The organism is Streptomyces sp. NPDC048197 (assembly GCF_043202395.1).
In the GTDB taxonomy this organism is placed as follows: domain Bacteria; phylum Actinomycetota; class Actinomycetes; order Streptomycetales; family Streptomycetaceae; genus Streptomyces; species Streptomyces siderophoricus.
Genome location: NZ_JBIDAJ010000009.1, coordinates 188,755 through 215,337, shown reverse-complemented (window position 1 = coordinate 215,337; position 26,583 = coordinate 188,755). Strand labels below are relative to the sequence as shown.

At 72.7% G+C, this 26,583-nt stretch carries 19 protein-coding genes; 5 read left to right on the top strand and 14 right to left on the bottom strand.

Going from position 1 to position 26,583, the window contains the following annotated elements; translation table 11 throughout:
• Positions 1 to 48 precede the first annotated feature (48 nt).
• The 4 genes from infB to rimP form a co-directional block, all read right to left on the bottom strand.
• Complete coding sequence (gene infB / locus ACGF4C_RS15520; protein ID WP_393566554.1) at positions 49 to 3,108, bottom strand: translation initiation factor IF-2; 3,060 nt, start codon at positions 3,106 to 3,108, stop codon at positions 49 to 51.
• A 177-nt stretch (positions 3,109 to 3,285) separates the two neighbouring features.
• Complete coding sequence (locus ACGF4C_RS15515) at positions 3,286 to 3,564, bottom strand: YlxR family protein (protein WP_078872030.1); 279 nt, start codon at positions 3,562 to 3,564, stop codon at positions 3,286 to 3,288.
• A gap of 122 nt (positions 3,565 to 3,686) precedes the next feature.
• The gene (gene nusA, locus ACGF4C_RS15510) at positions 3,687 to 4,691 is read right to left on the bottom strand and encodes a transcription termination factor NusA (protein ID WP_030417178.1); all 1,005 of its coding nucleotides are present in this window, start codon (positions 4,689 to 4,691) and stop codon (positions 3,687 to 3,689) included.
• A gap of 2 nt (positions 4,692 to 4,693) precedes the next feature.
• Positions 4,694 to 5,272, bottom strand: coding sequence for a ribosome maturation factor RimP (gene rimP, locus ACGF4C_RS15505; RefSeq protein ID WP_393566552.1), 579 nt, complete (start codon positions 5,270 to 5,272; stop codon positions 4,694 to 4,696).
• Positions 5,273 to 5,432: 160 nt separating this feature from the next.
• Between rimP and ACGF4C_RS15500 the strand changes: the two genes are divergently transcribed.
• Genes ACGF4C_RS15500 through ACGF4C_RS15490 form a run of 3 tightly spaced genes read left to right on the top strand, consistent with a single transcriptional unit; the run spans position 5,433 to position 7,403 of the window.
• A complete protein-coding gene (locus tag ACGF4C_RS15500) occupies positions 5,433 to 5,936 on the top strand; it encodes a hypothetical protein (protein ID WP_201808225.1) in 504 nt (167 codons plus the stop codon).
• Positions 5,933 to 6,439 (top strand): ferritin-like domain-containing protein, encoded by a 507-nt coding sequence (locus tag ACGF4C_RS15495; RefSeq protein WP_393566550.1) that lies wholly within the window; start codon positions 5,933 to 5,935, stop codon positions 6,437 to 6,439. The genes ACGF4C_RS15500 and ACGF4C_RS15495 overlap by 4 nt, the downstream gene beginning before the upstream one ends.
• Positions 6,440 to 6,491: 52 nt before the next feature.
• Positions 6,492 to 7,403 (top strand): aminoglycoside phosphotransferase family protein, encoded by a 912-nt coding sequence (locus tag ACGF4C_RS15490; protein WP_393566548.1) that lies wholly within the window; start codon positions 6,492 to 6,494, stop codon positions 7,401 to 7,403.
• Between the two features lie 82 nt (positions 7,404 to 7,485).
• On the opposite strand, the gene ACGF4C_RS15485 is transcribed toward ACGF4C_RS15490, so the two are convergent.
• The 10 genes from ACGF4C_RS15485 to ACGF4C_RS15440 all read right to left on the bottom strand — a co-directional run bounded on the left by ACGF4C_RS15485 (position 7,486) and on the right by ACGF4C_RS15440 (position 23,480).
• Positions 7,486 to 9,195 (bottom strand): proline--tRNA ligase, encoded by a 1,710-nt coding sequence (locus ACGF4C_RS15485; protein WP_393566546.1) that lies wholly within the window; start codon positions 9,193 to 9,195, stop codon positions 7,486 to 7,488.
• Between the two features lie 305 nt (positions 9,196 to 9,500).
• On the bottom strand, positions 9,501 to 10,037 hold the full coding sequence (locus tag ACGF4C_RS15480) for a GNAT family N-acetyltransferase (protein WP_030413764.1): 537 nt from the start codon (positions 10,035 to 10,037) through the stop codon (positions 9,501 to 9,503).
• A 25-nt stretch (positions 10,038 to 10,062) separates the two neighbouring features.
• Positions 10,063 to 10,908, bottom strand: a complete 846-nt coding sequence (locus ACGF4C_RS15475) for a GNAT family N-acetyltransferase (protein WP_393566544.1) — start codon at positions 10,906 to 10,908, stop codon at positions 10,063 to 10,065.
• A 172-nt stretch (positions 10,909 to 11,080) separates the two neighbouring features.
• Positions 11,081 to 12,238: a flavodoxin-dependent (E)-4-hydroxy-3-methylbut-2-enyl-diphosphate synthase gene (ispG, locus tag ACGF4C_RS15470; RefSeq protein WP_393566543.1), complete on the bottom strand. Its 1,158-nt coding sequence runs from the start codon at positions 12,236 to 12,238 to the stop codon at positions 11,081 to 11,083.
• A 170-nt stretch (positions 12,239 to 12,408) separates the two neighbouring features.
• Complete coding sequence (locus ACGF4C_RS15465; RefSeq protein ID WP_393566541.1) at positions 12,409 to 13,710, bottom strand: M50 family metallopeptidase; 1,302 nt, start codon at positions 13,708 to 13,710, stop codon at positions 12,409 to 12,411.
• Positions 13,707 to 14,981 (bottom strand): 1-deoxy-D-xylulose-5-phosphate reductoisomerase, encoded by a 1,275-nt coding sequence (dxr, locus tag ACGF4C_RS15460; protein WP_393566540.1) that lies wholly within the window; start codon positions 14,979 to 14,981, stop codon positions 13,707 to 13,709. Before dxr ends, ACGF4C_RS15465 begins: the two co-directional genes overlap by 4 nt.
• Positions 14,982 to 15,080: 99 nt before the next feature.
• Positions 15,081 to 17,000 carry an acyl-CoA dehydrogenase family protein gene (locus tag ACGF4C_RS15455; protein ID WP_201808241.1) on the bottom strand — a complete coding sequence of 640 codons (1,920 nt, stop codon included), beginning with the start codon at positions 16,998 to 17,000 and terminating at the stop codon, positions 15,081 to 15,083.
• A 573-nt stretch (positions 17,001 to 17,573) separates the two neighbouring features.
• Positions 17,574 to 19,034, bottom strand: coding sequence for an aldehyde dehydrogenase family protein (locus tag ACGF4C_RS15450; protein ID WP_388964225.1), 1,461 nt, complete (start codon positions 19,032 to 19,034; stop codon positions 17,574 to 17,576).
• 197 nt (positions 19,035 to 19,231) lie between these two features.
• Positions 19,232 to 21,001, bottom strand: a complete 1,770-nt coding sequence (locus tag ACGF4C_RS15445) for a PucR family transcriptional regulator (RefSeq protein ID WP_393566537.1) — start codon at positions 20,999 to 21,001, stop codon at positions 19,232 to 19,234.
• A 289-nt stretch (positions 21,002 to 21,290) separates the two neighbouring features.
• Complete coding sequence (locus ACGF4C_RS15440) at positions 21,291 to 23,480, bottom strand: ATP-binding protein (protein WP_393566535.1); 2,190 nt, start codon at positions 23,478 to 23,480, stop codon at positions 21,291 to 21,293.
• Between the two features lie 283 nt (positions 23,481 to 23,763).
• Here ACGF4C_RS15440 and gabT point away from each other — a divergent pair, with 283 nt between their 5' ends.
• Together gabT and ACGF4C_RS15430 are read left to right on the top strand one after the other, a co-directional pair.
• Complete coding sequence (gene gabT / locus ACGF4C_RS15435; protein WP_030413755.1) at positions 23,764 to 25,113, top strand: 4-aminobutyrate--2-oxoglutarate transaminase; 1,350 nt, start codon at positions 23,764 to 23,766, stop codon at positions 25,111 to 25,113.
• A 647-nt stretch (positions 25,114 to 25,760) separates the two neighbouring features.
• A complete protein-coding gene (locus ACGF4C_RS15430) occupies positions 25,761 to 26,540 on the top strand; it encodes a phosphatase PAP2 family protein (protein WP_393566533.1) in 780 nt (259 codons plus the stop codon).
• The last annotated feature ends 43 nt before the right edge of the window (positions 26,541 to 26,583 follow it).

The following is a 26,583-nucleotide window of genomic DNA, read 5'->3' as shown; positions in this document are numbered from 1 at the left end:
ATCGACGGAGTTTCTTCCGCCGACCGGCCCCGAAAGGTCGCTGCGTGATCAGCCGCGGGGCTTCTCGCGCATCTCGTACGTCGCGATGACGTCGTCGACCTTGATGTCGTTGAAGTTCCCGAGGTTGATACCGCCCTCGAAGCCTTCGCGGATCTCGGTGACGTCGTCCTTGAAGCGACGCAGACCGTCGATGTTGAGGTTCTCCGCGACCACCTTGCCGTCGCGGATGAGGCGCGCCTTGGTGTTGCGCTTGACCTCGCCGGAGCGGATGAGAACACCCGCGATGTTGCCCAGCTTGGACGACTTGAAGACCTCGCGGATCTCCGCCGTACCGAGCTCGACCTCTTCGTACTCCGGCTTGAGCATGCCCTTGAGGGCCGCCTCGATCTCCTCGATCGCCTGGTAGATGACCGAGTAGTACCGGACGTCGACGCCCTCGCGCTCGGCCATCTGCGTGGCGCGGCCCTCGGCCCGCACGTTGAAGCCGATGACGATCGCGTCGGAGCCGGACGCCAGGTTGATGTCGGTCTCCGTGACCGCACCGACGCCGCGGTGCAGCACCCGGATGTCGACCTCTTCGCCGACGTCGAGCTGGAGCAGCGAGGACTCCAGGGCCTCGACGGAACCAGAAGCGTCACCCTTGATGATGAGGTTGAGCTGCTGGACCTCGCCGGCCTTGAGCACCTTGTCCAGGTCCTCAAGGGAGACCCGGCGGGTGCGCTTGGCGAAGGCCGCGTTGCGCTCGCGCGCCGCGCGCTTCTCGGCGATCTGGCGGGCCGTGCGGTCCTCGTCGACGACCAGGAAGTTGTCGCCGGCGCCCGGGACGTTGGTCAGACCCAGGACCAGGACGGGGGTCGACGGACCCGCTTCCTCGACGTTGTTGCCCTTGTCGTCGAACATCGCACGGACCCGGCCGTACGCGTCACCGGCGACCATCGTGTCACCGACGCGGAGGGTACCGCGCTGGACGAGGACGGTGGCGACGGCGCCGCGACCGCGGTCGAGGTGGGCCTCGATCGCAATACCCTGCGCGTCCTGCTCCGCGTTGGCCCGCAGGTCGAGCGCGGCGTCCGCGGTCAGGACCACGGCCTCCAGCAGGTTCTCGATGTGCAGACCCTGCTTGGCGGAGATGTCGACGAACATGGTGTCGCCGCCGTACTCCTCGGCCACCAGGCCGTACTCGGTCAGCTGACCGCGCACCTTGGTCGGGTCGGCACCCTCGACGTCGATCTTGTTGACCGCGACCACGATCGGCACGTCGGCCGCCTTGGCGTGGTTCAGGGCCTCGATCGTCTGCGGCATGACACCGTCGTTGGCCGCCACCACGAGGATCGCGATGTCGGTCGACTTGGCACCACGGGCACGCATGGCGGTGAACGCCTCGTGACCGGGGGTGTCGATGAAGGTGATGCGCCGCTCTTCGTCGTTGACCTCGGTCGCGACCTGGTAGGCACCGATGTGCTGGGTGATGCCGCCGGCCTCGCCCGCGATGACGTTCGTCTTGCGGATCGCGTCGAGCAGTCGGGTCTTACCGTGGTCGACGTGACCCATGACGGTCACCACCGGCGGACGGGAGACGAGCATCTCCTCGCCGCCCTCGTTCTCGCCGAACTCGATGTCGAAGGACTCGAGCAGCTCGCGGTCCTCCTCCTCCGGGCTGACGATCTCGACGACGTAGTTCATCTCGTCGGCGAGCAGCTGCAGCGTCTCGTCGGAGACCGACTGCGTGGCCGTGACCATCTCGCCCAGGTTGAGCATGACCTGGACCAGCGACGCCGGGTTGGCGTTGATCTTCTCGGCGAAGTCCGTCAGCGAGGCACCGCGCGACAGGCGAACCGTCGCGCCGTTGCCGCGCGGCAGCATGATGCCGCCGACCGACGGGGCCTGCATGGCCTCGTACTCCTGACGGCGCTGCCGCTTCGACTTGCGGCCGCGACGCGCCGGACCGCCGGGACGGCCGAACGCACCCTGCGTGCCACCACGGCCACCGGGACCGCCGGGACGGCCGCCGAAGCCGGGACGACCGCCGAAGCCGCCGCCACCGCCGCCGGGGCCACCGCCACCGGGACGACCGGCGAAGCCGCCGCCCGTGCCGGGACGACCGCCGCCGCCACCACCGGGACGACCGGCGAAGCCGCCGCCACCGGGACGACCGCCGCCGCCGGGACGACCGGCACCACCGGGACCGCGACCGCCGCCACCGGGGCCGGGACGCGGGCCGGCAGCCGGACGCTGCGGCATCATGCCCGGGTTCGGGCGGTTACCGCCGCCGCCACCGGGACGCGGGCCGGCGCCGGGCGCCGCACCCTGCGGACGGGGCATACCACCGGGGGTCGGACGCGCGCCGCCCTGGCCCTGGGGACGGGGGCCGCCCTGGCCGCCGCCCTGCGGACGCGGGCCGCCGGGACCACCCTGGCCGCCGGGACGCGGCGCGCCACCGGGACGGGGGGCCTGCGGACGGGCCATGCCCGTGGAGCCACCGGAGGTGAAGGGGTTGTTACCCGGACGCGGGCCGGACGGACGGCCGCCGGGCCGCGCGGCCGGACGCTCGCCACCGGGACGCGGGGCGTTGCCACGGCCCTGACCACCCTGACCGGGACCGGGCGCCGGACGGGCCGGGCGCGGGCCGGGGGTGGCAGCGGGACGGGGGGCCGACGGGGCGGCCGGGGGCGCCTGGAACTCGGGCTGCGCGGGCGCGGCCGGAGCAGGCTTGGGGGCTGCCGGGCGCGCCGGGGTGGGGCGCGGTCCCGGGGCGGGGGTGGTGCTCTTGGGGGCCTCGGGGGCCGGCGCCTCGGAGGCGGCCGGAGCCGGGGCCGCGGGGCCCGGCTTGGGGGCACCCGGCTTCGGGGCAGCAGGACGAGCCGCCTGCGCCGGAGAGGGCGCCGACGGCTTCGCGGGGGCCGACTTGCGCGGCGCCGCGGGCTTCCCGGCGGCGCGGCCATTGCCACTGCCTGCCTGGAAAGCGTCGGTCAACTTGCGAACAACCGGCGCCTCGATCGTCGAGGACGCCGAACGGACGAATTCACCAAGTTCTTGGAGCTTGGCCATGACGACCTTGCTCTCCACGCCGAACTCCTTGGCGAGTTCGTATACCCGGACCTTAGCCACTTCGCTCCTTCTAGGTCCGGGGTGTCCACCGGACCGTCGCTACTTCATGGGCGTACTCATCGCGTACTCATCGAGTGCTCATCGCAATCTCGACCTACTTCCGACTCGCGAGGTACCTGACCGCACGGTTTTCCGTGCGCTGTGCGTTCTTGCTGTGCGGTGTTGCAGTGGGCGGCTTCAACCGGCGTGCCGTTCGAGGAACCGACGCACATCCGTCGTGTCGAACGGCCCCCGGCCCCGAAAGGCCCGGGGAAACGCCCGGCGGCGGACCGCCAGGTCGAGGCAGACCAGTGTCGGATGCACGTATGCACCCCGGCCGGGCAGCGTACCGCGAGGATCAGGGGCACACTCGCCCTCGATCTCCACGATGCGCAGCAAATCGCCCTTGGCCGTCCGCTCCCGGCATCCCAGACATGTGCGCTCAGGGCATGCGCGGGCATGCGTCCGGCCAGACACTGCTTAAGTCTACCTCCCCGCGTCGACCGCACCCCGATGGGGTAAGGGCCGAACGGTTGCTCAGAATTCCCGTCGGAGGGCCGCGGCGCCACCAATTTTTGCGTGGGCCGCGGCTCCGGCGGCTACGACGTGTGATCCCCGGCGTGCGATGCGTGCTCGGTGTCCGGGCGGATGTCGATCCGCCATCCGGTGAGCCGGGCCGCCAGACGGGCGTTCTGCCCTTCCTTGCCGATGGCCAGTGACAGCTGGTAATCGGGGACGGTGACCCGGGCGGAGCGCGCCGCCAGGTCCACGACCTCGACCTTGCTGACCCGGGCCGGCGACAACGCGTTGGCGACCAGGTCGGCGGGGTCGTCCGACCAGTCCACGATGTCGATCTTCTCGCCGTTGAGCTCGGCCATCACGGCCCGCACCCGCCCGCCCATGGGGCCGATGCACGCACCCTTGGCGTTCAGCCCCGACCGCGTCGAGCGCACGGCGATCTTCGTACGGTGCCCGGCCTCGCGGGCGATGGCGGCGATCTCCACCGAACCGTCCGCGATCTCCGGCACCTCCATGGCGAAGAGCTTCTTCACCAGGTTGGGGTGGGTGCGCGACAGCGTCACCGACGGGCCGCGCACGCCCTTGACCACCCGGACGACGTACGACCGCAGCCGGGTGCCGTGGGCGTACTCCTCACCGGGGACCTGCTCCTGCACCGGCAGGATGGCCTCCAGCTTGCCGATGTCGACCAGGACGTTCTTGGGGTCCTTGCCCTGCTGGACGACGCCGGTGACGACGTCGCCCTCCCGCCCGGCGTACTCGCCGAACGTGATCTCCTCCTCGGCGTCCCGCAGCCGCTGCAGGATGACCTGCTTGGCGGTGGTCGCCGCGATCCGCCCGAAGCCGGACGGGGTGTCGTCGAACTCGCGCGGCTCGGCACCCTCCTCCAGGTCCTCGGGGTCCTCCTTCGCCCACACCGTCACATGGCCGGTGTTGCGGTCCAGCTCCACCCGCGCCCGCCGGCGGCTGCCCTCGGTGCGGTGGTAAGCGATGAGGAGGGCCGACTCGATCGCCTCGACCAGCAGGTCGAACGAGATCTCCTTCTCCCGCACCAGCCCCCGCAGGGCACTCATGTCGATGTCCACGGCTACGCCTCCTCCTTGTTCTCGTCGTACTCGTCGTTCTCGTCGATCTTCTCTTCGGGCTGCGCGTCGCGCTTGCCCGCCGTCTCGGGCTTCTCGGGCTTCCGGCTGAATTCCAGCTCGACGCGCGCCTTGGCGATCTCGTCGAACGAGACCCGGCGGGCCGTCGGCTTGCGCCCCTTCACGCCCGGCACCTCCAGATCGAGGCCGTCGTCGTCGACGCCGGTGATCCGGGCGATCAGCTCCCCGGACCCTGCGGCTTCGGTGAGTTGGGCCTTGATGAGGCGGCCGAGGGCGCGGCGGTAGTGGCGCAGCTCGGTCAGCGGGCGGTCGGCGCCCGGGGAGGTCACCTCAAGGGTGTAGGGCGCGCCGCCCATCACGTCGGTGTCGTCCAGGACCACGGACGCCTCGCGGCTCAGCTCGGCGCACTCGTCCAGCTGGACGCCCTCGTCGGAATCGACCACGATCCGCAGCACTCGGCGCTTCCCGGCCGGTGTCACCTCGATCTCTTCCAGATCCAGGTCTCGCGCGGCGACGAGCGGTTCAAGCAGTCCGCGCAGCCTCTCGCTCTGGGTGGTGCTCATCCGGGTGACTCCTCGGCCGCGTGTGCTGTTGTGGGTGGATCGCGTGTCGGATCAAAGCCTATCGGTTCCGGCGGGGTACTGACGATTCGGTGGGTGGTCACGGATACTCTCGCCTGCGGTGATCACGACGGAAGACCCCGGGAAGTGCAACGTGCCGAAAGTGGCGCTCACACGCAGAAGGACCCTGCTGGCCGGCGCCGCCCTGGGGGGCGCGGCGCTGCTCACCGGCTGCTCCGAGGACGTCTCCCCCGACCGGGACGAGCACTCCTCCGCCGCCGACCGGCTGCGCACGGCCGCGGCCCACGACAGTACGGCGCTGCTGGCGCGCTACGACGCGACGCTCGCCGCCCACCCGGCGCTGGAGCCGCGGCTGCGCCCGCTGCGCTCCGAAGTGGCCCGGCACGTCCAGGCGTTCACGACCGGGGACGCCGCCCCCTCCCCCGCCGGCTCCGCCCGCCGGGGCCGTCCGCACAAGGCCGCCGCGCCCCCGGTGCCCGGGGACGAGAAGGCCGCGCAGGGCGCCCTGGCCGCCGCGGAACGCAAGCTCGCCGACAACCGGACCACCGCGCTGCTGACCGCGCCGCCCGAACTGGCCCGGCTGCTCGCCTCGGTGGCCGCGGCCGGCGCGGCGCACGCCTATCTGCTGACGGAGCCGCCCCGATGACCTCCCGGAAGAAGAGCGACGAGCGGAGCGAGGACGGCCGCGCGGAGCTGACCGCCGTGCAGGCGGCGCTGGCCGCCGAGCACGCCGCGGTCTACGGCTACGGCGTGGTCGGCGGCCGGATCTCCCGCGACCGGCGCACCGAGGCACAGGCCGCCTACGACGCCCACCGCGCCCGCCGGGACGCACTGCGCCGCGAGGTGCTGGCGCTGGGCGGCACGCCCGAGGCCGCGGCGGCCGCGTACGAACTGCCGTTCCCGGTGCCCGACCCGGCCGCCGCGGCGCGGCTGGCGGCGGAGCTGGAGGACCGGCTGGCCGCCGTCTACGCGGACCTCGTACGGGCCGGTGGCCGGGCCCGGCGGCGGGAGGCGGCCGCCGCGCTGCGGGAGGCGGCGGTGCGGGCGGTGGGCTGGCGCGGCGGCGGCGTAGCCTTCCCTGGGCTCACGGAGCGGGCTTCGGCCGCCGCTCCGTCCGGCTCCGCGAGCGCGTCCGCGGGCGCGCTCTGAACGACCGGCGGTCACCGCCCCGGAAAGGCCCCAGGAAAGGGACAGCGCAGGCATGGCAACGGCACCCATCGAACCGCCGCAGCGTTTGGTGAGTTCGGTGAGCGGCGACCCGGACAGCCCGGTACGGAAGTGGCTCGACGCGCTGCCGACGCTGGTTCAGCAGCGGCTGGACGACTGGGAGCTGACGCTGGAGCGGGTGCACGCCCCCGGCGGCCGCAGCAGTCTGCTGGCGCTCGTACGGCAGGTGGACGGTACGCCGGCGGCGCTGAAGTTGCCGGTGCCGGGCCGCCGGGCCGGGCACGAGGCGGCGGCGCTCGCGGCCTGGAACGGCTGGGGCGCGGTACGGCTGCTGCGGGCCGACACGGCGAGCGGTGCGCTGTTGCTGGAGCGGTTGCAGAGCGGGGTGTCGCTGCGCTCGCTGCCGGAGGCCAAGGCCCTTCTGGAGGCGGCCGGTACGGTGCGCCGCCTGTGGGTGGAGCCGCCGGCGGACCATCCGTTCGAGACCCTGGCCGGGCGTACCGAGGAGGACGTGGAGGCGCTGGGGACGGTCGGTGGGCTGGCCCGGGCGGCCGGTCCGCTGGTGGCGGAGGCCCAGGAGCTGCGCCGTGGTCTGGCGGCCGCTTCGGAGGAGCAGTTCCTGCTGCACGGGGCGTTCCGCCAGGGCAAGGTGCTGGCCGGTGAGCGGGCGCCGTGGCTGGCGATCGGCCCGTCCCCGGTGGTCGGCGAGCGGGCGTACGACCTGGCGGCGCTGGTGCTGGACCGCTTCGAGGACCTGGTGGCCGGGTCGGGTGCGGCCGCAGCGGTCCGCCGCCGGATGGCCAAGCTGGCCGACTCCCTGGAGGTGGACCGGGACCGGCTGCGCGACTGGACGCTGTTCCGGGCGGTGGACGCCGGGGTGCGGGAGGCGGCCGTGGGCGACCGCCAGCGCGGTGAGCTGCTGCTGGAGTTCGCGGCCTGGCTGTAGCGCAGCCGTACGTGCGCTGCGGCGCCGCCGGTCCCGGGACCGGCGGCGCCGCAGCGGCTTCGTATCAGCAGTGTCCGGCGGCTCAGGCGCTGAGCCGGGCGACGGCCTCCTCGACCGTCAGCTCCTCGCGCTCGCCGGTGCGGCGGTCCTTGACCTCGACCACACCCTCGGCGGCGCGCCGGCCGGCGACCACGATGGTCGGCACGCCCAGCAGTTCGGCGTCGGTGAACTTCACGCCCGGCGAGACCCCGGCCCGGTCGTCGACCAGGACGCGCAGGCCGGCGTCGCCGAGCCGGTCGCCGATCTCCAGCGCGAGCTCGGTCTGCTTGGCCTTGCCCGCCGCGACGACGTGCACATCGGCCGGGGCGACCTCACGGGGCCAGCACAGGCCCTTGTCGTCGTGGGTCTGCTCGGCCAGCGCGGCCACCGCACGGGAGACGCCGATGCCGTACGAGCCCATGGTGACCCGGGCCGGCTTGCCGTTCTGGCCGAGGACGTCGAGCTCGAAGGCGTCCGCGTACTTGCGGCCGAGCTGGAAGATGTGGCCGATCTCGATGGCGCGGTCGATCTTCAGGCCGGTGCCGCACTTCGGGCAGGGGTCGCCGGGCTCGACGACGACCACGTCGAGGTACTCGTCGACCTCGAAGTCGCGTCCGCAGACCACGTTCTTGGCGTGCACGCCTTCCTTGTTGGCGCCGGTGACCCAGGCGGTGCCGGGGGCGACGCGGGGGTCGGCGAGGTAGCGGAACGCCTTGCCGGCCAGGCCCTGCGGACCGACGTAGCCGCGGACCAGGTCCGGGCGGTCGACGAAGTCCTCGGCGGTGACCAGCTCGACGGTGGCCGGCGCGAGGTGCTCGCCGAGCTTGCCCAGGTCCACCTCGCGGTGGCCCGGGACGCCCACCGCGACGATCTCGCCGTCGACCTTGACCAGGAGGTTCTTCAGCGTCGCGGAGGCCGGTACGCCGAGGAACTCGGCGAGCGACTCGATGGTCGGGGTGTCCGGGGTGTCCAGCTCCTCGACGGGGCCGTGCGCGCTGCCGTCGGCCGGCTCGACCTTGACCGTGACGGCCTCGGTGTTGGCGGCGTAGTCGCAGCTCGGGCAGTCGACGAAGGTGTCCTCGCCGGCGGACGCGGGCGCCAGGAACTCCTCGGACGCCGAGCCGCCCATGGCGCCGGAGACGGCGGAGACGATGCGGTAGTCCAGGCCCAGGCGCCGGAAGATCTTCTCGTAGGCCTCGCGGTGCAGTGCGTACGACTGGGCCAGGCCCTCGTCGGTGGTGTCGAAGCTGTACGAGTCCTTCATGTGGAACTCGCGGCCGCGCAGCACGCCGGAGCGGGGGCGGGCCTCGTCGCGGTACTTGATCTGGATCTGGTAGAGGATCACCGGCAGGTCCTTGTAGGACGTGCACTGGTCCTTGACCGTGAGGGTGAAGATCTCTTCGTGGGTGGGGCCGAGGAGGTAGTCGGCGCCCTTGCGGTCCTTGAGGCGGAAGAGCAGGTCGCCGTACTCCTCCCAGCGGCCGCTGGTCTCGTAGGGCTCCTTGGGCAGCAGCGCCGGCAGCAGGACTTCCTGGCCGCCGATGGCGTCCATTTCCTCGCGGACGACGCGGGAGACGTTCTCCAGGACCTTCTTGCCCAGCGGCAGCCACGTCCAGATGCCGGCGGAGGAGCGGCGGACGTACCCGGCGCGGACGAGCAGCTTGTGGCTGGCGGTCTCGGCGTCGGCCGGGTCGTCGCGCAGTGTCTTGATCATCAAGCGGGACATGCGCTGGACCTGTGCGGCGTTGGCCATGGGAGTTTCTCCTGCGTAAGAAAGGTGACTCCCTGGAGGTTAGCTGTAGGGGTGTGTCCCGCGAAAATGCGTTAGCGCTGCGCTGGGCGTTTGCCCCACGTTTTTGGCTGGCCCGCCGCGGGTGTTGTTCGCCGTTGCGCCTGCGGCGGGCTGGGTGTGTGGTGGGTGCGGTGACGGGCCTCCGGCGCCTTGTTCGTGGACTGCTGGCGCTTTACGTCCACGAACAAGGCCCCTCCGGCCCGTCCCCTCCCGTTGGGGGAGTGTGCGGGTGAGTGGGGCGTGCCCTTGGTGTCGGCTGCGGCCGGTCAGGGACGTTTCAGGGGCAAAGGGGCGCCCATGACCGCGTACGGGGTCGGGGCGCTGGGGAAGAGGACGCGGCGGGCCAGGTCGTGGTAGCCGAGGGAGCGGTAGAGCTTGCGGGCGGGGCTCTCTACGTCGATGGCCGAGAGGATGGAGCGGGGTTCGCCGGCTCCGTCGGTGATCCGGGTGATCAGTGCCCGGCCGAGGCCGCGGTGCTGGTAGGCGGGGTGGACGTGCAGCTCGGTGATGGTGAAGGAGTCGTCGAGCCAGTGGTCCAGGCCCTCGCTGCGCAGATAGGGCTCGACGACCGTGGACCACCAGTGGGTGCGGTCGTTGGGCATGCCGTAGATGAAGCCGACGAGCCGGCCGGCGGGGGTGGTGGCGCCCAGCGCCCGGGCGCCGGGGCAGCCGAGGTGGCGCAGGACGATGTGCCGGCGGACGGCGATCTCCTCCTCGCTCAGGCCGAAGGCGAGCGCCTGCACCGCGAGCGCGTCGTCCACGCGGGCGGCGAGATCGAGGGGGCCGACCGCGACGTCATCCATGGTCGCGAGCGTACAAGGCCGCGGGTCAGAACAGTACGCTCATGAACGCGCCGACTTCCTCGAAGCCCACCCGGCGGTAGGCGGCCCGGGCGGCGGTGTTGAAGTCGTTGACGTAGAGGCTGACGACGGGGGCGACGTCGCTGAGGGCGTAGCGGAGCACGGCGGCCATACCGGTTTCGGACAGGCCCTTGCCGCGGTGGGCGGGGTCGACCCAGACACCCTGGATCTGGCAGGCGCGCGTAGTGGCGGCGCCGATCTCCGCCTTGAAGATGACCTTGCCGTCCTCGACCCGGGCGAAGGAGCGGCCGGCGCCGACGAGTTCGGCGACCCGGGCCTGGTAGAGCAGCCCGCCGTCGCCCGCCATCGGGGAGATGCCGACCTCTTCGGTGAACATGGCGACGCAGGCCGGCATGATCAGGTCCATCTCGTTCTTGCGGATCCGCCGGACGTACGGGTCGGGGGCGATCTCGGCGGACGTCGAGGTGGTGACCATCAGCGGCTGGTGGGCGCGGAGCTCGCGGGCCGGGCCCCAGTACGGCTCCAGCAGCGACCAGAGTTCGGCGGTCGGGCCGGCCGGGCCGACGATGGAGGAGCAGCGCCGGCCCTGGCGGCGGGCCCGCTCGGCGAAGCCGCGGACGGCCTCGGAGGTGGCGCAGACGGGGACGAGGTTGGCGCCGGCGTAGCAGAGCGATTCCAGCCGGCCGCCGACGTACCAGCCCCACATCTCGCCGCCCAGCCGCCAGGGGTCGAGGCCGGCGACCTGGACGCGGGCGGCGACGAAGGCGTTGGCGACCGGGTCGCGGTCGAGGACCGCGAGCGCATCGTCGAGGTCCCCTGGTTCGAGGACCTTGATGGTGGTGGTCGTCAGCACGTCTCGGTTTGCCTCACCGTTACGGGCCTGGAAGGCCAGGCGGGAGCAGGTCTTGGCACTTTACCTCGCGCCTGCGCGGGGCACCCTGTGCGCTGCTCGCGGGGCCGCTCCGGGCAGCCGGGAGCCCCGCGGCCCGGGTGGGCGGCGGGGCTCGGGCGGGCTGTGGGGCGGGTCAGCCGGCGGCGGTGACGACCGGTTCGCCGGAGGCGACGCCGTCCTTCTCCATCTGCTCGGCGATCTTCATGGCCTCTTCGATGAGGGTCTCGACGATCTTCGACTCGGGGACGGTCTTGATGACCTCGCCCTTGACGAAGATCTGGCCCTTGCCGTTGCCGGAGGCGACGCCGAGGTCGGCCTCGCGGGCCTCGCCCGGACCGTTGACGACGCAGCCCATGACGGCGACCCGCAGCGGCACCTCCATGCCGTCCAGACCCGCGGTGACCTCGTCGGCGAGCTTGTAGACGTCGACCTGGGCGCGGCCGCAGGACGGGCAGGAGACGATCTCCAGGCGGCGCTGGCGGAGGTTGAGCGACTCCAGGATCTGGATGCCGACCTTGACCTCTTCGGCGGGCGGTGCGGACAGCGAGACCCGGATGGTGTCGCCGATGCCCTCGCTGAGCAGCGCGCCGAAGGCGACCGCGGACTTGATGGTGCCCTGGAAGGCGGGGCCGGCCTCGGTGACGCCGAGGTGGAGGGGGTAGTCGCACTGGGCGGCGAGCTGGCGGTAGGCGTTGACCATCACGACCGGGTCGTTGTGCTTGACCGAGATCTTGATGTCGCGGAAGCCGTGCTCCTCGAAGAGGGACGCCTCCCACAGCGCGGACTCGACCAGCGCCTCGGGGGTGGCCTTGCCGTACTTCTGCAGCAGGCGGCGGTCGAGGGAGCCGGCGTTGACGCCGATCCGGATCGGGGTGCCGGCGTCGGCGGCCGCCTTGGCGATCTCCTTGACCTTGTCGTCGAACTGCTTGATGTTGCCGGGGTTGACCCGGACCGCGGCGCAGCCGGCGTCGATGGCGGCGAAGACGTACTTCGGCTGGAAGTGGATGTCGGCGATGACCGGGATCTGGGACTTCTTGGCGATCACGGGCAGCGCGTCGGCGTCGTCCTGGGTCGGGCAGGCGACCCGGACGATCTGGCAGCCGGAGGCGGTCAGCTCGGCGATCTGCTGCAGCGTCGCGCCGATGTCCGAGGTCCGCGTCGTCGTCATCGACTGCACCGAGACCGGTGCGTCTCCGCCCACGGCGACCGGACCGACGTGGATCTTGCGGCTGACCCGGCGGTCGGCCAGCTTGGTCGGTACGTCCGGCATTCCCAGTGAAATGGCAGTCATCTGGCGAGCAACCCCAAGGTGTGGATCAAGGCCCCGCATCGGCGGGCTCCGGCCTCCGAGATTACGGCACCGGGCTCGCCCGGGGCACATCGAGGCCGTGCGCCCCCACCAATGGGGCGGCCGGGCACGCCCATACGGTCCTGGCGGGCCCGGCCGTCACGGATGTCCGGTCAGGTGAGCTTGACCGGGTTCACCACGTCCGCCACCAGCACCAGCAGCGTGAAGCAGATGAAGATCCCGGCGACGACGTAGGCGACCGGCATGAGCTTGGCCACGTCGAAGGGTCCGGGGTCCGGCCGACGGACGATCTTGGCGAAGGCCCGGCGGATGGATTCCCACACGGCGCCGGCGATGTGTCCGCCGTCGAGCGGGAGCAGCGGCAGCATGTTGAACAGGAACAGCGAGAGGTTGAACCCGGCGACCAGGAAGAGCATGGTCGCCACCCGCTGCTCCGGCGGGATGTGCAGCGAGAAGACCTCGCCGCCGACCCTCGCCGCGCCGACCACGCCCATCGGGGAGTCCTGCTTGCGCTCGCCGCCGTTGAAGGCCGCGTTCCACAGGTCCGGGACCTTGCCGGGCAGGTTGACCAGGGAGGAGACGCCCTGCTCGACCATGTTGCCCATGCGGTCGACGGACTGGCCGAAGGACTGCTGGACGACGCCGCTGGCCGGGGTGAAGCCGAGGAAGCCGGCGGTGACGAACTGGCCGGGGACGTAGCCGCCGTGCCCGTCGGTCTTGGCGACCTTGTTCTTGATCAGGTCGGCGTGCAGGGTCTTGCGGGCGCCGTGCCGCTCGATGACCAGCGTCGCGGGTCCGGTGGTGTCCCGGATCTGCTGCTGGAGGGTGCCCCAGTCGGGGACGTCGTGGCCGTTGAAGGTGACGATCTTGTCGCCGGCGCGCAGGCCGGCGGCCTTGGCCGGGGAGTCCTTGGCACCGTGCGGGCACTTGTCGGTCTTGGCGGCGGCCGAGATCACGCAGTCGGAGACGGAGCCGACCTGGGTGGTCTGGGTGTTGATGCCGAAGCCCATCAGGACGCTCATGAAGATCACGACCGCCAGGATCAGGTTCATGAACGGCCCGGCGAACATCACGATGATGCGCTTCCAGGGCTTGCGGGTGTAGAAGAGCCGCTTCTCGTCGCCGGGCTGCAGTTCCTCGAAGGCCGCCGAGCGGGCGTCCTCGATCATGCCGCGGAACGGCGAGGTGGAGCGGGCCTGCAGCTTCCCGTCGTCCCCGGGCGGGAACATCCCGATCATGCGGATGTAGCCGCCGAGCGGAATGGCCTTGATGCCGTACTCGGTGTCGCCCTTCCTGCGGGAGAAGATCGTCGGCCCGAAGCCCACCATGTACTGCGGCACGCGGATGCCGAACATCTTGGCCGTGGAGAGGTGGCCGAGTTCGTGCCAGGCGATGGAGAACAGCAGGCCGACGACGAAGACGACTATGCCGAGGATGGTCATCCAGGTCGTCATGCGCGAGCCTCCGAGGGTGTCCGTGCCGCACGGGCGGCCAGTTCGCGGGCGCGGGCGCGCGCCCAGGTCTCCGCCTCCAGGACGTCCGCGACGGTCAGGGAAGTTCCCCTTGCGGGCGTGCCGTGTTCGGCGACCACATCGGCGACGGTATCCACAATCCCTGTGAACGGCAGCCCGCCCTTGAGGAACGCGTCCACGCATTCCTCGTTCGCGGCGTTGAAGACGGCCGGTGCGGTGCCGCCCAGGGAGCCGACGTGGCAGGCGAGCGGGACGGACGGGAAGGCCTCGGCGTCCAGCGGGAAGAACTCCCAGCTCTGCGCCGTGGTCCAGTCGACGCCGGGGGCGGCGTCCGGGACCCGGTCGGGCCAGCCCAGGCCCAGTGCGATCGGCATCCGCATGTCGGGCGGGCTGGCCTGGGCGAGGGTGGAGCCGTCGGTGAACTCCACCATCGAGTGGATGAAGGACTGCGGATGGACGACGACCTCGATCGCGTCGAAGGGGACGTCGAAGAGCAGGTGCGCCTCGATGACCTCCAGGCCCTTGTTGACGAGGGTCGCGGAGTTGATCGTGACGACCGGGCCCATGGACCAGGTGGGGTGGGCCAGCGCCTGCTCGGGGGTGACCCCGGCCAGCTCGTCCCTCGTACGGCCGCGGAACGGGCCGCCGGAGGCGGTGACCACGAGCTTGCGGACCTCGGCGCGGTCGCCGCCGGTCAGCGCCTGGAAGAGCGCGGAGTGCTCGGAGTCGACGGGGATGATCTGGCCCGGCCGGGCGACGGCCTTGACCAGCGGGCCGCCGACGATCAGGGACTCCTTGTTGGCCAGCGCCAGCACCCGGCCCGCCTTGAGGGCGGCCAGGGTCGGGGCGAGACCGATGGAGCCGGTGATGCCGTTGAGGACGGTGTGGCAGGGAGAGGCCGCGAGTTCGGTGGCGGCGTCGGGGCCGGCCAGCACCTCGGGGAGCTTCTCGCCCGGGCCGTAGCGGTCGGCGAGCGCGGCGCGCAGCGCGGGGGCCGCGTCCGCGCGGGCCACCGCGACGGTGTCCACCCGCAGCCGGTGCGCCTGCTCGGCGAGCAGCTCGGTCCGGCCGCCGGCCGCGGAGAGCGCGGTCACCCGGAAGCGGTCGGGGTTGCGCAGCACGATGTCGATCGCCTGGGTGCCGATCGAGCCGGTCGAGCCGAGGATCACCAGGGAGCGGGGGCGGCCCGGGCCGTCGGGGTCGCCGGCGGCCGGCTCGAAGCGCAGGTGCGGATGGGCGAGGGAGTCCGTCATGGGGTCCATTGTGGCCGGTCGCGGGGGTCCCGTGGGCACCAAGGGCACACGCCGGGCCCGGTCCGGCCGATCAACGGCGGGACCGGGCCCGGGCGGGGTTCAGCCGATGGGGCGGTGGACGTTGTCCTTGGCGCTGGGACCGGGGGTGGCGTCGGCGATCCAGGGGCCGTCGCCGCTGGGGTCGACGATGCCCTCCTCCAGCCAGCCGTAGCTGCCGTCGAGGACCCCGGAGACGACCTTGCGGTCGAGCTCGTCGGTGTTGGTCCACAGCCGGCCGAAGAGCTCCTCGATCCGGATCCGCGCCTGCCGGCAGAACGCGTCGGCCAGCTGCTGCGCCTCGCGGCCGTGGTCACCGGTCTCGCGCAGGTGCTCGGCGCGGACGCAGGCGGCGCTCATGGCGAAGAGTTCGGCGCCGATGTCGACGATCCGGCCGAGGAAGCCCTGCTTGGTCTCCATCTTCCCCTGCCAGCGGGACATCGCGTAGAAGGTGGAGCGGGCGAGCTTGCGCGAGGTCCGCTCGACGTACCGGAGGTGCCCGGCGAGGATGCCGAACTCCTGGAAGGTACGCGGGAGTTGGCCGGGTCCGGCGACAAGCTTGGGCAGCCAGCGGGCGTAGAACCCGCCGGCCTTGGCGGCCGCCTTGCCCTTGTCGGCGAGGGACTTGTCGGGGTCGATGAGGTCGCCGGCGACGGACAGGTGGGCGTCCACCGCCTCCCGGGCGATCAGCAGGTGCATGATCTCGGTGGAGCCCTCGAAGATCCGGTTGATCCGCATGTCGCGCAGCATCTGCTCGGCGGGGACCGCGCGTTCGCCGCGGGCGGCGAGCGAGGGGGCGGTCTCGAAGCCGCGGCCGCCGCGGATCTGGACCAGTTCGTCGGCCATCAGCCAGCCCATCTCGGAGCCGTAGAGCTTGGCGAGGGCGGCCTCGATGCGGATGTCGTTGCGGTTCTCGTCGGCCATCTGGGAGGACAGGTCGACGACCGCCTCCAGGGCGAAGGTGGTCGCCGCGATGAAGGAGATCTTGGCGCCGACGGCCTCGTGCTTGGCGATCGGCCGGCCCCACTGCTCGCGGGCCGCGGACCACTCCCGGGCGACCTTCAGGCACCACTTGCCGGAGCCGACGCACATCGCGGGCAGCGAGAGCCGTCCGGTGTTGAGCGTGGTCAGGGCGATCTTCAGGCCGGCGCCCTCGGGGCCGATGCGGTTCGCGGCCGGGACCCGCACCCGGTGGAAGCGGGTGACGCCGTTCTCCAGGCCGCGCAGGCCCATGAAGGCGTTGCGGTTCTCGACGGTGATGCCGGGCGAGTCCGCCTCGACGACGAAGGCGGTGATGCCGCCCTTGTGGCCCTCGGAGGCGGGCACCCGCGCCATCACCACCAACAGGTCGGCGACCACGCCGTTGGTGGTCCACAGCTTGACGCCGTCGAGGACGTAGTGGTCGCCCTCCGGGACGGCGGTGGTCGCCAGCCGGGCCGGGTCCGAGCCGACGTCCGGTTCGGTCAGCAGGAACGCCGAGATGTCCGTACGGGCCAGCCGCGGCAGGAAGGTCTCCTTCTGCTGCGGGGTGCCGAACAGCTTCAGCGGCTGCGGTACGCCGATCGACTGGTGGGCGGAGAGCAGCGCGCCGATGGCGGGGCTGGCGGTGCCGACCAGGGACAGTGCCCGGTTGTAGTAGACCTGGGTGAGCCCGAGGCCACCGTACTTGGGGTCGATCTTCATGCCGAGCGCGCCGAGCTCCTTGAGCCCGCGCACGGTCTCGTCCGGAATCCTGCCCTCGCGCTCGATCCGCGCGCCGTCGATCTGCGTCTCGCAGAATTCCCGCAGGGTGGCGAGGAACTTCTCACCGCGGCGCACGTCGTCCACGGCGGGCGTGGGGTGCGGATGGATGAGGTCGAGCCGGAAGCGCCCCAGGAACAGTTCCTTGGCGAAGCTCGGCTTGCGCCAGTCCTGCTCGCGGGCCGCCTCGGCGACCTGGCGTGCTTCGCGCTCGGAAACGTTGCGGATGGATGGAGCGGTCATCAGGAGCTCACCTCGCCGCGGGGTCGGGAGTTCAGCGCCGGCGGCCGGTCGGCCGCTGGACAGCGCTACTTGTGAGAGTTACCCGATCCGCGCGGCTTGCACCACTGGAGGTACCGGCCGCCGCGGGCCGCAACGGCGCCTTACGGCCATGGGGGGCCTGCGCCCCGGCGGGCCCGGCGATCCGGCCCGCCGACATCGGCCCTTCGGGGGGTGTGCGCATACCGCGCTGGTTGTACGTACCCGCGGGTGTCCCCCCTGGGACACGGCCGCGGCTCCACCTGGGACAGGAGGCGCCGGGGCGGTCCGCGCCGTACGGTCAAGATCCGGCACGACGAGGGAACGGTGCCGAGAACGGGGGACGCGGCGCGCTCCGGAAACAGGGTGCCGGAGCGCGCCGCGTCGAGGGGGCCGGCGCCGGGGGGTGCGCCGGCCGGGGTCAGGACGGTGATTCGGCCCGAGGGAAGGCCGTCGCTGTCCACCGGTCCCGACCTGGTCGGGGGTGCGCAGGAGTGACGTGACACCGGCTGGCGGTGCCACCGGGCGGTGCCCCTTGCGGGGCACCGGGTCCGGGTCCTACAGGGCCAGGCCGGTGAGGACCAGCACCCGCTCGTAGGTGTAGTCGTCCATGGCGAACCGGACGCCCTCGCGGCCCACGCCGGACTGCTTGACGCCGCCGTACGGCATCTGGTCGGCGCGGTAGGACGGCACGTCGCCGATGACCACGCCGCCGACCTCCAGCACCCGGTGGGCGCGGAAGGCGGTCTTGGCGTCGTGGGTGAACACGCCCGCCTGCAGGCCGTACTTGGAGTCGTTGACCGCCGCGAAGGCCGCGTCGACGCCGTCGACCTTGGTGAGGGTGAGCACCGGGCCGAAGACCTCCTCGCAGGCGAGGGTCGCGCCCGCGGGCACGTCCGCCAGCACGGTCGGCGCGTAGGAGGCGCCGTCGCGCTTGCCGCCGGCGAGCAGCTTCGCGCCGCCCTGCACGGCCTCGTCCACCCAGGCCTCGACGCGCTTGGCGGCGTCCTCGTTCACCAGCGGGCCGACCTCGGTCGCGTCGTCCGACGGGTCGCCGGTGACCTGCGCCTCGACGGCCGCCACGATCTTCGGCACCAGCCGGTCGTACACCGAGGCGTCCGCGATCACCCGCTGCACGGAGATGCAGGACTGGCCGCCCTGGTAGTTCGAGAAGATCGCGATCCGCTGCGCGGCCCAGTCCAGGTCCTCCTCGGAGGACCAGTCGGGCAGGACGACGGCCGCGCCGTTGCCGCCGAGCTCCAGGGTGCAGTGCTTGCGCGGCACCGAGTCGAGGATCGCGTAACCGACCTTCTCGGAGCCGGTGAAGGAGACGACCGGCAGCCGCTCGTCCTGGACCAGCGCCTCCATGCGCTCGTTGGGCACCGGCAGGATCGACCAGGAACCGGCCGGCAGGTCGGTCTCGGCGAGCAGTTCACCGAGGATCAGACCGGACAGCGGCGTGGCCGGGGCCGGCTTGAGGATGATCGGGGCGCCGGCGGCGATGGCCGGGGCGACCTTGTGGGCGCAGAGGTTGAGCGGGAAGTTGAACGGCGCGATGCCGAGGACCGTGCCGCGCGGGAAGCGGCGGGTCAGCGCGAGCCGGCCGGCGCCGCCCGCGTCGGTGTCCAGCCGCTGCGCCTCGCCGCCGTTGAAGCGACGGGCCTCCTCGGCCGCGAAGCGGAACACGGAGACCGCCCGGCCGACCTCGCCGCGCGCCCACTTGATGGGCTTGCCGTTCTCCGCGGAGATCAGCTGCGCGATCTCCTCCGTGCGCTCGACGAGCCGGCGCTGCACGTGGTCCAGCGCGGCCGCCCGTACGTGCGCGGGGGTCGCCGCGAACTCCTCCTGGACCGCGACGGAGGCCGCGACGGCCTCCTCGACCTGGTCCTCGGTGGGCACGCTCACCGTGCCGACGAGACGTCCGTCCCACGGGGAGGTGACATCGAAGGTGGCCTCGCCGGTGGCCTCGCGGCCGGCGAGCCAGAAGGCGGTGGGGGCTGCATCAGTGGGGATCGGCACAGTGGAACCCGGCCCTTCAGACGTGGTGGGTGGTGCGCATGGCTCAGCGAGCGGCTCTGCGGTGTGGACTGCTGCCCCCACGGTAGGGGCGCGCCGCCGCGATGGCGTTTGTCCGAAGCGGCGTAATCAGGGGGCGGGGCTCTCCGTGGTGGAGGGGGCGCCCGGGTGCTGCCGGAGGTCACTCGCCTCCCTGGAGGTCATTCCTCTCCCCGGGGCTGCGCCGCCGACGCGTTCGACGAGGTCGCCTTCAGCGCCAGCCACAGCTCCATCCGCACGTCCGCGTCGTCCAGCGACCGCCCCAGGATCTCCTCCACCCGCCGCATCCGGTAGCGCAGCGTGTGCCGGTGGACGCCCAGGTCGGCGGCGGCCGCGTCCCACTGGCCGTGCCGGGCGAGCCAGGCCCGCAGCGAGGCCACCAGATCGCCGCGGCCGGTCGCGTCGTGCTCGCGCAGCGCGCGCAGCAGCCCGTCCGCGAAGGCCCGGACCGCGTCGTCGGCGAGCAGCGGGAGGACGGACCCGGCGGCCACGTCCTCGTGCTCGACCAGCACCCGGCCGCGCCGCCGGGCCACCGACAGCGCCTGCTCGGCCTGCCGGTACGCGTTCGCGGCGGCCGCCGGCCCGGTCGGCGCGGACAGCCCGACGGCCAGCCCTTCGCCGCCGCCCGGTTCGGAACGCCCCGCCCGGCCCCGTGTACGGGCCTGCGCACCGGCCCGGGCCTCGGCCTGCGCCGCGTACGACGCACAGGCGTCCGCCGCCGCGCCACCGTCCGTGACCAGCACGATCAGCCGGCCGCCGTCCGGCACCGCGAGCACCGCCTCACCGGTCCGCGCGGCCGCCGAGTCCATGGCATCGGCCAGCGCGTCCAGCGCGCTGCCTGTACCGGTGGCCCGAGTGCTGGCCGTTCCCCGCGGCGTACCGGCCGCGCCTCCCGACGTACCGGCTGCGCCTCGTGCAGTACCGGCCGTGCCTCGTGACGCACCCGCGGACGAGGAGCCGGCCGGCCCGCCGCTCTCCTCCCCCGCCAGCGCTTCCGCGACCACCATCCGGAACGGCGCGTCGAGCAGCCCGCCGTACAGCCGCCCCGCCACCGCCCGCGCATGATCCGGCTCGCCCGCCAGCAGCATCTTCAGCACCGCGGCACCCAGCCGCTGCTCGGCGTCCTGCAGCGCCCGGGACCGCTCGGTGGTCAGCGTCAGCAGCGCGACCGCGGAGTGCACCGCGTACCGCTCGGCCGTTCCGAGCGGCGCGCCGGTGCCCACCGCGAGCACCCCGCGCGCCCGCCGGCCGGTGCCCAGCGACTGCAGCTCGACCCGGTCGTCGCCCTCGGCGTCGCTCACCACCGAGCTCGCCGGCGCGGGCCGCTCCCGCAGCCGCGCCACGTCCTCCGCGAGCCGGGCCGCCCGCCGCGCCGCCCAGTCGGGGGCGGCCGCCACGACGGCCCCCGACGCGTCGTACAGCGCCGCCCAGCCGTCGAGGTGCGCGGCCAGCCGGGCCAGCAGTTCGGCCGGGCCCTCGGCACTGAGCGCCGCCCGGGTCAGCTCCCGCTGCGCCTCGAAGCCCGCGGTGACGGCGCGGTACTGGTCGGCGGCCACCGCCGCCGAGACCGCCTTGCTGATCGCGATGAACGGCGTCCGGCGCGGCACGCCCAGCAGCGGCAGCCCCTGCTCCCGGGCCGCCGCCACCAGCGGCTCCGGCACGTCCTCGTAATTCACCCCGACCGCGAATCCCAGCCCGACCACCCCGGCCTCCGCCACCCGCCGCACGTACCTGCGGGTGGCCTCCGGATCCTCGGCGTCCAGCTTCAGCGCCGTGATCAGCAGCAGCTCGCCGCCCTCCATGTACGGCACCGGATCGATCAGCTCACTGGCATGCGCCCAGCGCACCGGCACGTCCAGCCGCTCCTCGCCCGCGAGCACGGTCAGCTTGAGCGCGGTGTGGTTGACCAGGGAAGCGAGCGTGTGCGGCATAGGACCTTCGATGGCTTCGGTGACTTCGGCGGCTTCGCTGACGTGGACGACCTCGACGAACCCGAACGGACAACCGATCGTCGACCACCCGACAACCGGCCCACGCCCCATTCTTTACGCCGCCCCGTACGAACGGCCACTGCCGATTCTGCCTCAACGGAGGAATCGGGGGGACTGGAGTGCGAGGGACTTGGGAGTGCGGGACTTGGGTGCGGGGGCCTGGGGGGCGGCGGCGCGGGGGCCGGGGTCGGGAGCCGGGGGTGCGGGGTCGGGAGCCGGGGGGCGGGGGTCAGGAGCGGAGGTCCACCAGGACGGGTGGGGCGTGTTCCCCCTTCACGCTCGTCACCGAGAGCACCGCGTGTCCCGCCGGGACGGAGTTGGCGAGGTCGGAGGCGGACCAGCGTTCCCGTTCCACGGTCCGCACGGTGACGGCCTTGGCGGTGGCGGCCTTGCCGGTGACCAGGTGGCGGAAGATGTGGAACGCCTTCCCCGCGGCGCTCTCCGCAATGATCTGACGGTCCGTCACATCACGGGTCTCCACCCACTCCTTGCCCCAGACCTCGGCGAACCGCGCGCCGTCCCAGGTCGTGACGCCCGCGAACGCCATCCGGCAGCCGACCGTGCCGAGCAGCGTGCCGCGCAGCGCGTCCGGGACGTCGTCGAGGGAGCGCAGGGTGAGCACCACCCCGGCATTCGCCGAGCGCAGCCGCTGGAGACCACGGAGCGCCTCGGCGGTGATGGTGTGTCCGGCCTCGTCCAGTACCAGGCAGGCGAACAGCGAACGGTCGCTGCGGGCCACCGCGCATTCGGTGAACTGCGCCAGCACCAGCCGGGCGAGGATCCGCGAGGCTTCGGCATGGCCGCGCTCGGGCAGTTCGATGCGTACCCGAAGCGGATGGTCCAGGGCGTGCAGCGAGACCTGTCGGGTGCCCCCCGTCGGGTCGAAGAACGCGGCGAAAGCGGGCCGGTCCAGGAGAGCGAGGCGGTCGGCGAGGAGTACGGCGGCGTCCCCGGGGCGCTCGGCCTGGCGGGCCCGCGCGTCCAGTTCCCGCAGCAGGGTGTGGGCCTCGGCCCCCTCCAGGGCGGTGCGCAGCGCGGTGATCGCCTCGGGCGCCGCGTCCAGGAGCGCCCGTAGCTCGGGAACCGTCGGGAAGCGATCGTGAGCGGCCCGGAAGGGGCCGAGCAGCTGGGCCAGCGCGGTGGCGGCGCGTCGGCTGTCCCCGCCGGGCAACTGCTCGGCGAGGTCCCCGACCAGTGCCTCCGCGAGGATGCCTGCCGCCTCGTCGGGGTCCGTGGTGCCGCCGTAGAGATCGAGGTCGCAGTCCGGGTCCGGCCGACCGATCCGGACCACCACGTCGAACGCCTCGTCCGGGCCCAGGTCCGAACCTGCCGGTCCGACGGCGATCACGGCGCACTGCCCGGCCAGCGCCTGCAGACACATCGACTCCACGACCGGCTTCACGACCCGGGTGGTCTTCCCGCTCCCGGCGGGCCCGACGGCCAGCAGGGACGTGCCCAGGACACCGGGCTCAAGGGCACAGCCGACACCGCGGTGCTGGTAGGGGTTGCGAGGGTGGTCGGCGGCGGTGCCGATACGGACCTGGTGGGCGAGCAGGTCGTGCGCGGCGGTGCGGCGGGGCAGGTCCCGCCGGCCCGAGGGATGCGCACAGGCGGCCGCACCGTGCCGCAGCACGGTGTCGGTGAAGGTCGCGAGGGAGTTCTTGCCGGACCGCACGGACCGCCAGGCCCGCTCGATCCTGGCCACGTCCACGTCGTTCATCCGCCCGGCCCGCGCCTCGGCAGCCAGCTTCTCGGCCGCGTCCGGCGCACCGTGCGCCCGCAGCTCCGGCCACTGCGCCGGATCGGAGGCGGCTTGCGGCTTGGGGACGGCGGCCGGGGTGCGGAGGCGACGGAAGGCGGGCCCGAACAGGCGGCGGACGAGTTCGGGCCAGCGGCCGAGACGGCCGAAGATGAACGCGATGCCGAGGATCCACAGTCCGTAGTAGGCGTTGGAGGCAACCCCGTAGGCGAATCCGCTGCCGGTCCTGGCCTCCTGCACCCACGAAGTCGGAACGAGCACCTCGAAGGGCCACACCCAATACGTCCCCAGGTACCCGTTCCACAACAACGACCACAACAGCCACCCGCACAGAAACGAGATCACCGCCCCGCCGACCAGCTGGCGTCCCGGGACCCGGTCCGGCTCCTCCGCGGGGCGGGGGCGGTGCCCGTATGTCCAGACGCCGGGTGCCGCCGCCGGGCGGGGCATGCGGAGCCAGCTCAGGACCGGTGGCTCGGGCGCGCCCGGGCCGGCGGTCGGCGGGAGGGGGGGAACGGCCGGTACCGCCGGCGGGGCGGAGGGCGGTGGTGGTGCGGCGGGCGGGGCCGCGGGACGCGGCACGGTGGGTTCGGTACGGTGCGCTCCACCTGATGGCTGGGGAGCGGTGTGACGTGCGTCGTGCGTGCCCTCGGTGTCCATCCGGTGCCCCTTGTCCCCCTTGAGCCGTGGCCTGGTGTGCGGTGCGGCGGTGCCGGTGGCCGGCGGTGCCGCGTTGTCATTGTCATGCCCGCGCTGGTGGGCGCCGCTGCTGGGCGCGCCGGCGCTCAATCTACTGGCCGGGGGCCGTCGCTATGTCCGGTGCGGACAACGCAACACGCGCACTTCTCCCGAACGGAACATGCCAGACCCGCTCCCCCGCCCCTAGCCTGCGAGAACAAGACTCAAGACGTCTGTCCGTTCCCGTTCCATCCAGGAGACTGCCATGAGCGAACTGTCCGGAGGCCCCGCCCTTCCCCAGGAGCGTCGCGTCGTCACCGCGATCCCCGGCCCGAAGTCGCAGGAGCTGTGGGCCCGTAAGCAGGCCACGGTGGCCAGTGGCGTCGGCGCCGTGCTCCCCGTCTTCGTGAAGCGTGCGGGTGGCGGCGTCCTGGAGGACGTGGACGGCAACTCCCTGATCGACTTCGGCTCGGGCATCGCGGTGACCTCGGTCGGCAACAGCGCGGAGGCGGTCGTCCGCCGGGCCACCGCGCAGCTCGCCGACTTCACCCACACCTGTGTGATGGTGACGCCCTACGAGCCCTACATCGAGGTCTGTGAGGCGCTGGCCGAGCTGACCCCGGGCGACCACGAGAAGAAGTCGGCGCTGTTCAACTCCGGTGCGGAGGCGGTCGAGAACGCCGTCAAGATCGCGCGGGCGTACACCAAGCGGCAGGCCGTGGTCGTCTTCGACCACGGGTACCACGGCCGGACGAACCTGACGATGGCGCTCACCGCCAAGAACATGCCGTACAAGCACGGCTTCGGCCCGTTCGCGCCCGAGGTCTACCGCGTGCCGCTGGCCTACCCCTACCGCTGGCTGACCGGCCCGGAGAACTGTGCGCAGGAGGCCGCGGAGCAGGCCATCTCGCAGATCACCAAGCAGATCGGCGCCGAGAACGTCGCGGCGATCATCATCGAGCCGGTGCTCGGCGAGGGCGGCTTCATCGAGCCGGCCAAGGGCTTCCTGCCCGCCATCGCGAACTTCGCGAAGGAGAACGGCATCGTCTTCGTCGCGGACGAGATCCAGTCCGGCTTCTGCCGTACGGGCCAGTGGTTCGCCTGTGAGGACGAGGGCATCGTGCCCGACCTGATCACCACCGCGAAGGGCATCGCCGGCGGTCTGCCGCTGGCGGCCGTGACCGGTCGCGCGGAGATCATGGACGCCGCGCACGCGGGCGGCCTGGGCGGCACCTACGGCGGTAACCCGGTGGCCTGCGCCGCGGCGCTCGGCTCGATCGAGACCATGCGCGAGCAGGACCTCAACGGCAAGGCCAAGCGCATCGAGGAGGTCATGAAGGGCCGCCTCGTCGCGATGCAGGAGAAGTACGACATCATCGGCGAGGTCCGCGGCCGCGGCGCCATGATCGCGATCGAGCTGGTCAAGGCCGGTTCGAAGGAGCCGAACGCGGAGGCCACCGGCGCGCTCGCCAAGGCGTGCCACCAGGAGGGCCTGCTCGTCCTGACGACCGGTACGTACGGCAACGTGCTGCGCTTCCTGCCGCCGCTGGTCATCGGTGAGGACCTGCTCAACGAGGGTCTGGACATCCTCGAGGCGGCGTTCGCGAAGATCTGATCCGCCCGGGATTCGATCCCGCCAGGAGTGAGCGGCCCGCGGCCTGTCCGCGGGCCGCCTTCCGTTGTCCGGACGGGCCGCTTTCCGTTGTCGGACGGGCCCCTTTCCGTTGTCCGGGCGGGCCCCTTTCCGTTGTCCGGACGGGCCCCTTTCCGTTGTCCGGGCGGGCCGCTTTCCCTTGCCCAGATTCCCCAGGCAGGTGGCCCCACGTGGGCTTCCTCAGGCAGGTCGCCGCAGGTGGGGGCCGTCGGTCGCGAACCCGGTCCGATCACCCCGTTCCCGGCGGACGCGCGTAGCTGGAAGCGCCGAGTGAAGAAGATGTGGGGGGCCGATGGCGGGCGGGTGATGCGGCTGTCCGGTGCGCTCCCCGTGCCGTACGGTTTCTGCAGATGAGAGAAACACCCCGCCCGCAGGGGACTGCGGGCGACGCCCGGTCGGCGCTTCCCCGGCTCCGGCCAGGCCGTGCCCTCGCGCACAAAGCCGGTCCTCCTCGCGAGAGGGGCTCCGGGAATCCTCACCGATCGGATGTCCGCCCGCCCCATACCCCCCGGGGCGCGCGGGACACCGGTCAGCGCGGCCGCCTCGGAACCACCCCCCCTGTTCCGAGGCGGCCGAACCTTTTCCCGGGCCTGTTCACCACCTGGTCCGTGCTGCTCCTGTGCGCGCTGCTGTTCGCCTTGCTCACCTGGCAGGTGGCGGCGCGCGGTCCGCTGCGGGCGTACGACGAGCGGCTCGGGCACGGCATCGCCGGTGCTCGCGAAATCCCCTCCTCCGTCGCCGAGTTCTTCGCCGATCTCGGCAACACGGTCGTGGCATTGCCGGTGTTGCTGGGGGTCGTGGGGCTGGTGGTGGTCCTGGCGTGGGTCCGGTGGCGGTCGCGACGGTGGACCGGTGCAACCGGCGGCCCGCCCGGTCGGTGGTGGCTGCCGCCGCTGGCCGCCGGGCTCGCGCTCGCCGCGGTACCCGCGCTCGTCGTCCCGCTCAAGCTCTGGCTCGCCCGGCCGGGCGCGCCGCAGATGGCCGGCGGTGGCCAGGACGGCTTCTTCCCGTCGGGCCATGCCGCCTCGGCGGCGGTCGCCTACGGGGTGGCCGCGTTGCTGCTGATCCGCGGGCCGGGGCGCGGTACGGGGCACGATACGGGGCCCGATACGCGCCGGGCCGGCCGCAGGACCCGGGGGCCGCTTTCGGTGGCGGTGGCCACTACGGCCGTGCTGCTCAACCTCGGTGTCGGCGTGGGGCTGGTGCACCGCGGCTATCACTGGCCGCTGGACGTCCTCGGCAGCTGGTGCCTGGCCGGGGTGGTGCTCGCCCTCTGGTGCGCCGTCTGCGACCGCTGGGCGCCCAAGGTCACCACCTCCTCCGCGCCCGTCAGCGCCCCCACCAGCGGAAGCACCCCCACCAGCGGAAGCGCCTCCACCAGCGGATAGGCGGAAGGCGGAGGGGCGGACGGAAGTCGTCCGCCCGCCCCCG

What these genes read in the sequence shown, in the direction of transcription:
- ACGF4C_RS15455 (WP_201808241.1), bottom strand. Translation starts at nt 17,000, where the DNA reads ATGACCGCTCCATCCATCCGCAACGTTTCCGAGCGCGAAGCACGCCAG.
- ACGF4C_RS15480 (WP_030413764.1), bottom strand. Translation starts at nt 10,037, where the DNA reads ATGGATGACGTCGCGGTCGGCCCCCTCGATCTCGCCGCCCGCGTGGAC.
- gabT (WP_030413755.1), top strand. Translation starts at nt 23,764, where the DNA reads ATGAGCGAACTGTCCGGAGGCCCCGCCCTTCCCCAGGAGCGTCGCGTC.
- rimP (WP_393566552.1), bottom strand. Translation starts at nt 5,272, where the DNA reads ATGAGCACCACCCAGAGCGAGAGGCTGCGCGGACTGCTTGAACCGCTC.
- ACGF4C_RS15495 (WP_393566550.1), top strand. Translation starts at nt 5,933, where the DNA reads ATGACCTCCCGGAAGAAGAGCGACGAGCGGAGCGAGGACGGCCGCGCG.
- ACGF4C_RS15485 (WP_393566546.1), bottom strand. Translation starts at nt 9,195, where the DNA reads ATGGCCAACGCCGCACAGGTCCAGCGCATGTCCCGCTTGATGATCAAG.
- ispG (WP_393566543.1), bottom strand. Translation starts at nt 12,238, where the DNA reads ATGACTGCCATTTCACTGGGAATGCCGGACGTACCGACCAAGCTGGCC.
- dxr (WP_393566540.1), bottom strand. Translation starts at nt 14,981, where the DNA reads ATGACGGACTCCCTCGCCCATCCGCACCTGCGCTTCGAGCCGGCCGCC.
- ACGF4C_RS15490 (WP_393566548.1), top strand. Translation starts at nt 6,492, where the DNA reads ATGGCAACGGCACCCATCGAACCGCCGCAGCGTTTGGTGAGTTCGGTG.
- ACGF4C_RS15440 (WP_393566535.1), bottom strand. Translation starts at nt 23,480, where the DNA reads ATGGACACCGAGGGCACGCACGACGCACGTCACACCGCTCCCCAGCCA.
- ACGF4C_RS15445 (WP_393566537.1), bottom strand. Translation starts at nt 21,001, where the DNA reads ATGCCGCACACGCTCGCTTCCCTGGTCAACCACACCGCGCTCAAGCTG.
- ACGF4C_RS15465 (WP_393566541.1), bottom strand. Translation starts at nt 13,710, where the DNA reads ATGACGACCTGGATGACCATCCTCGGCATAGTCGTCTTCGTCGTCGGC.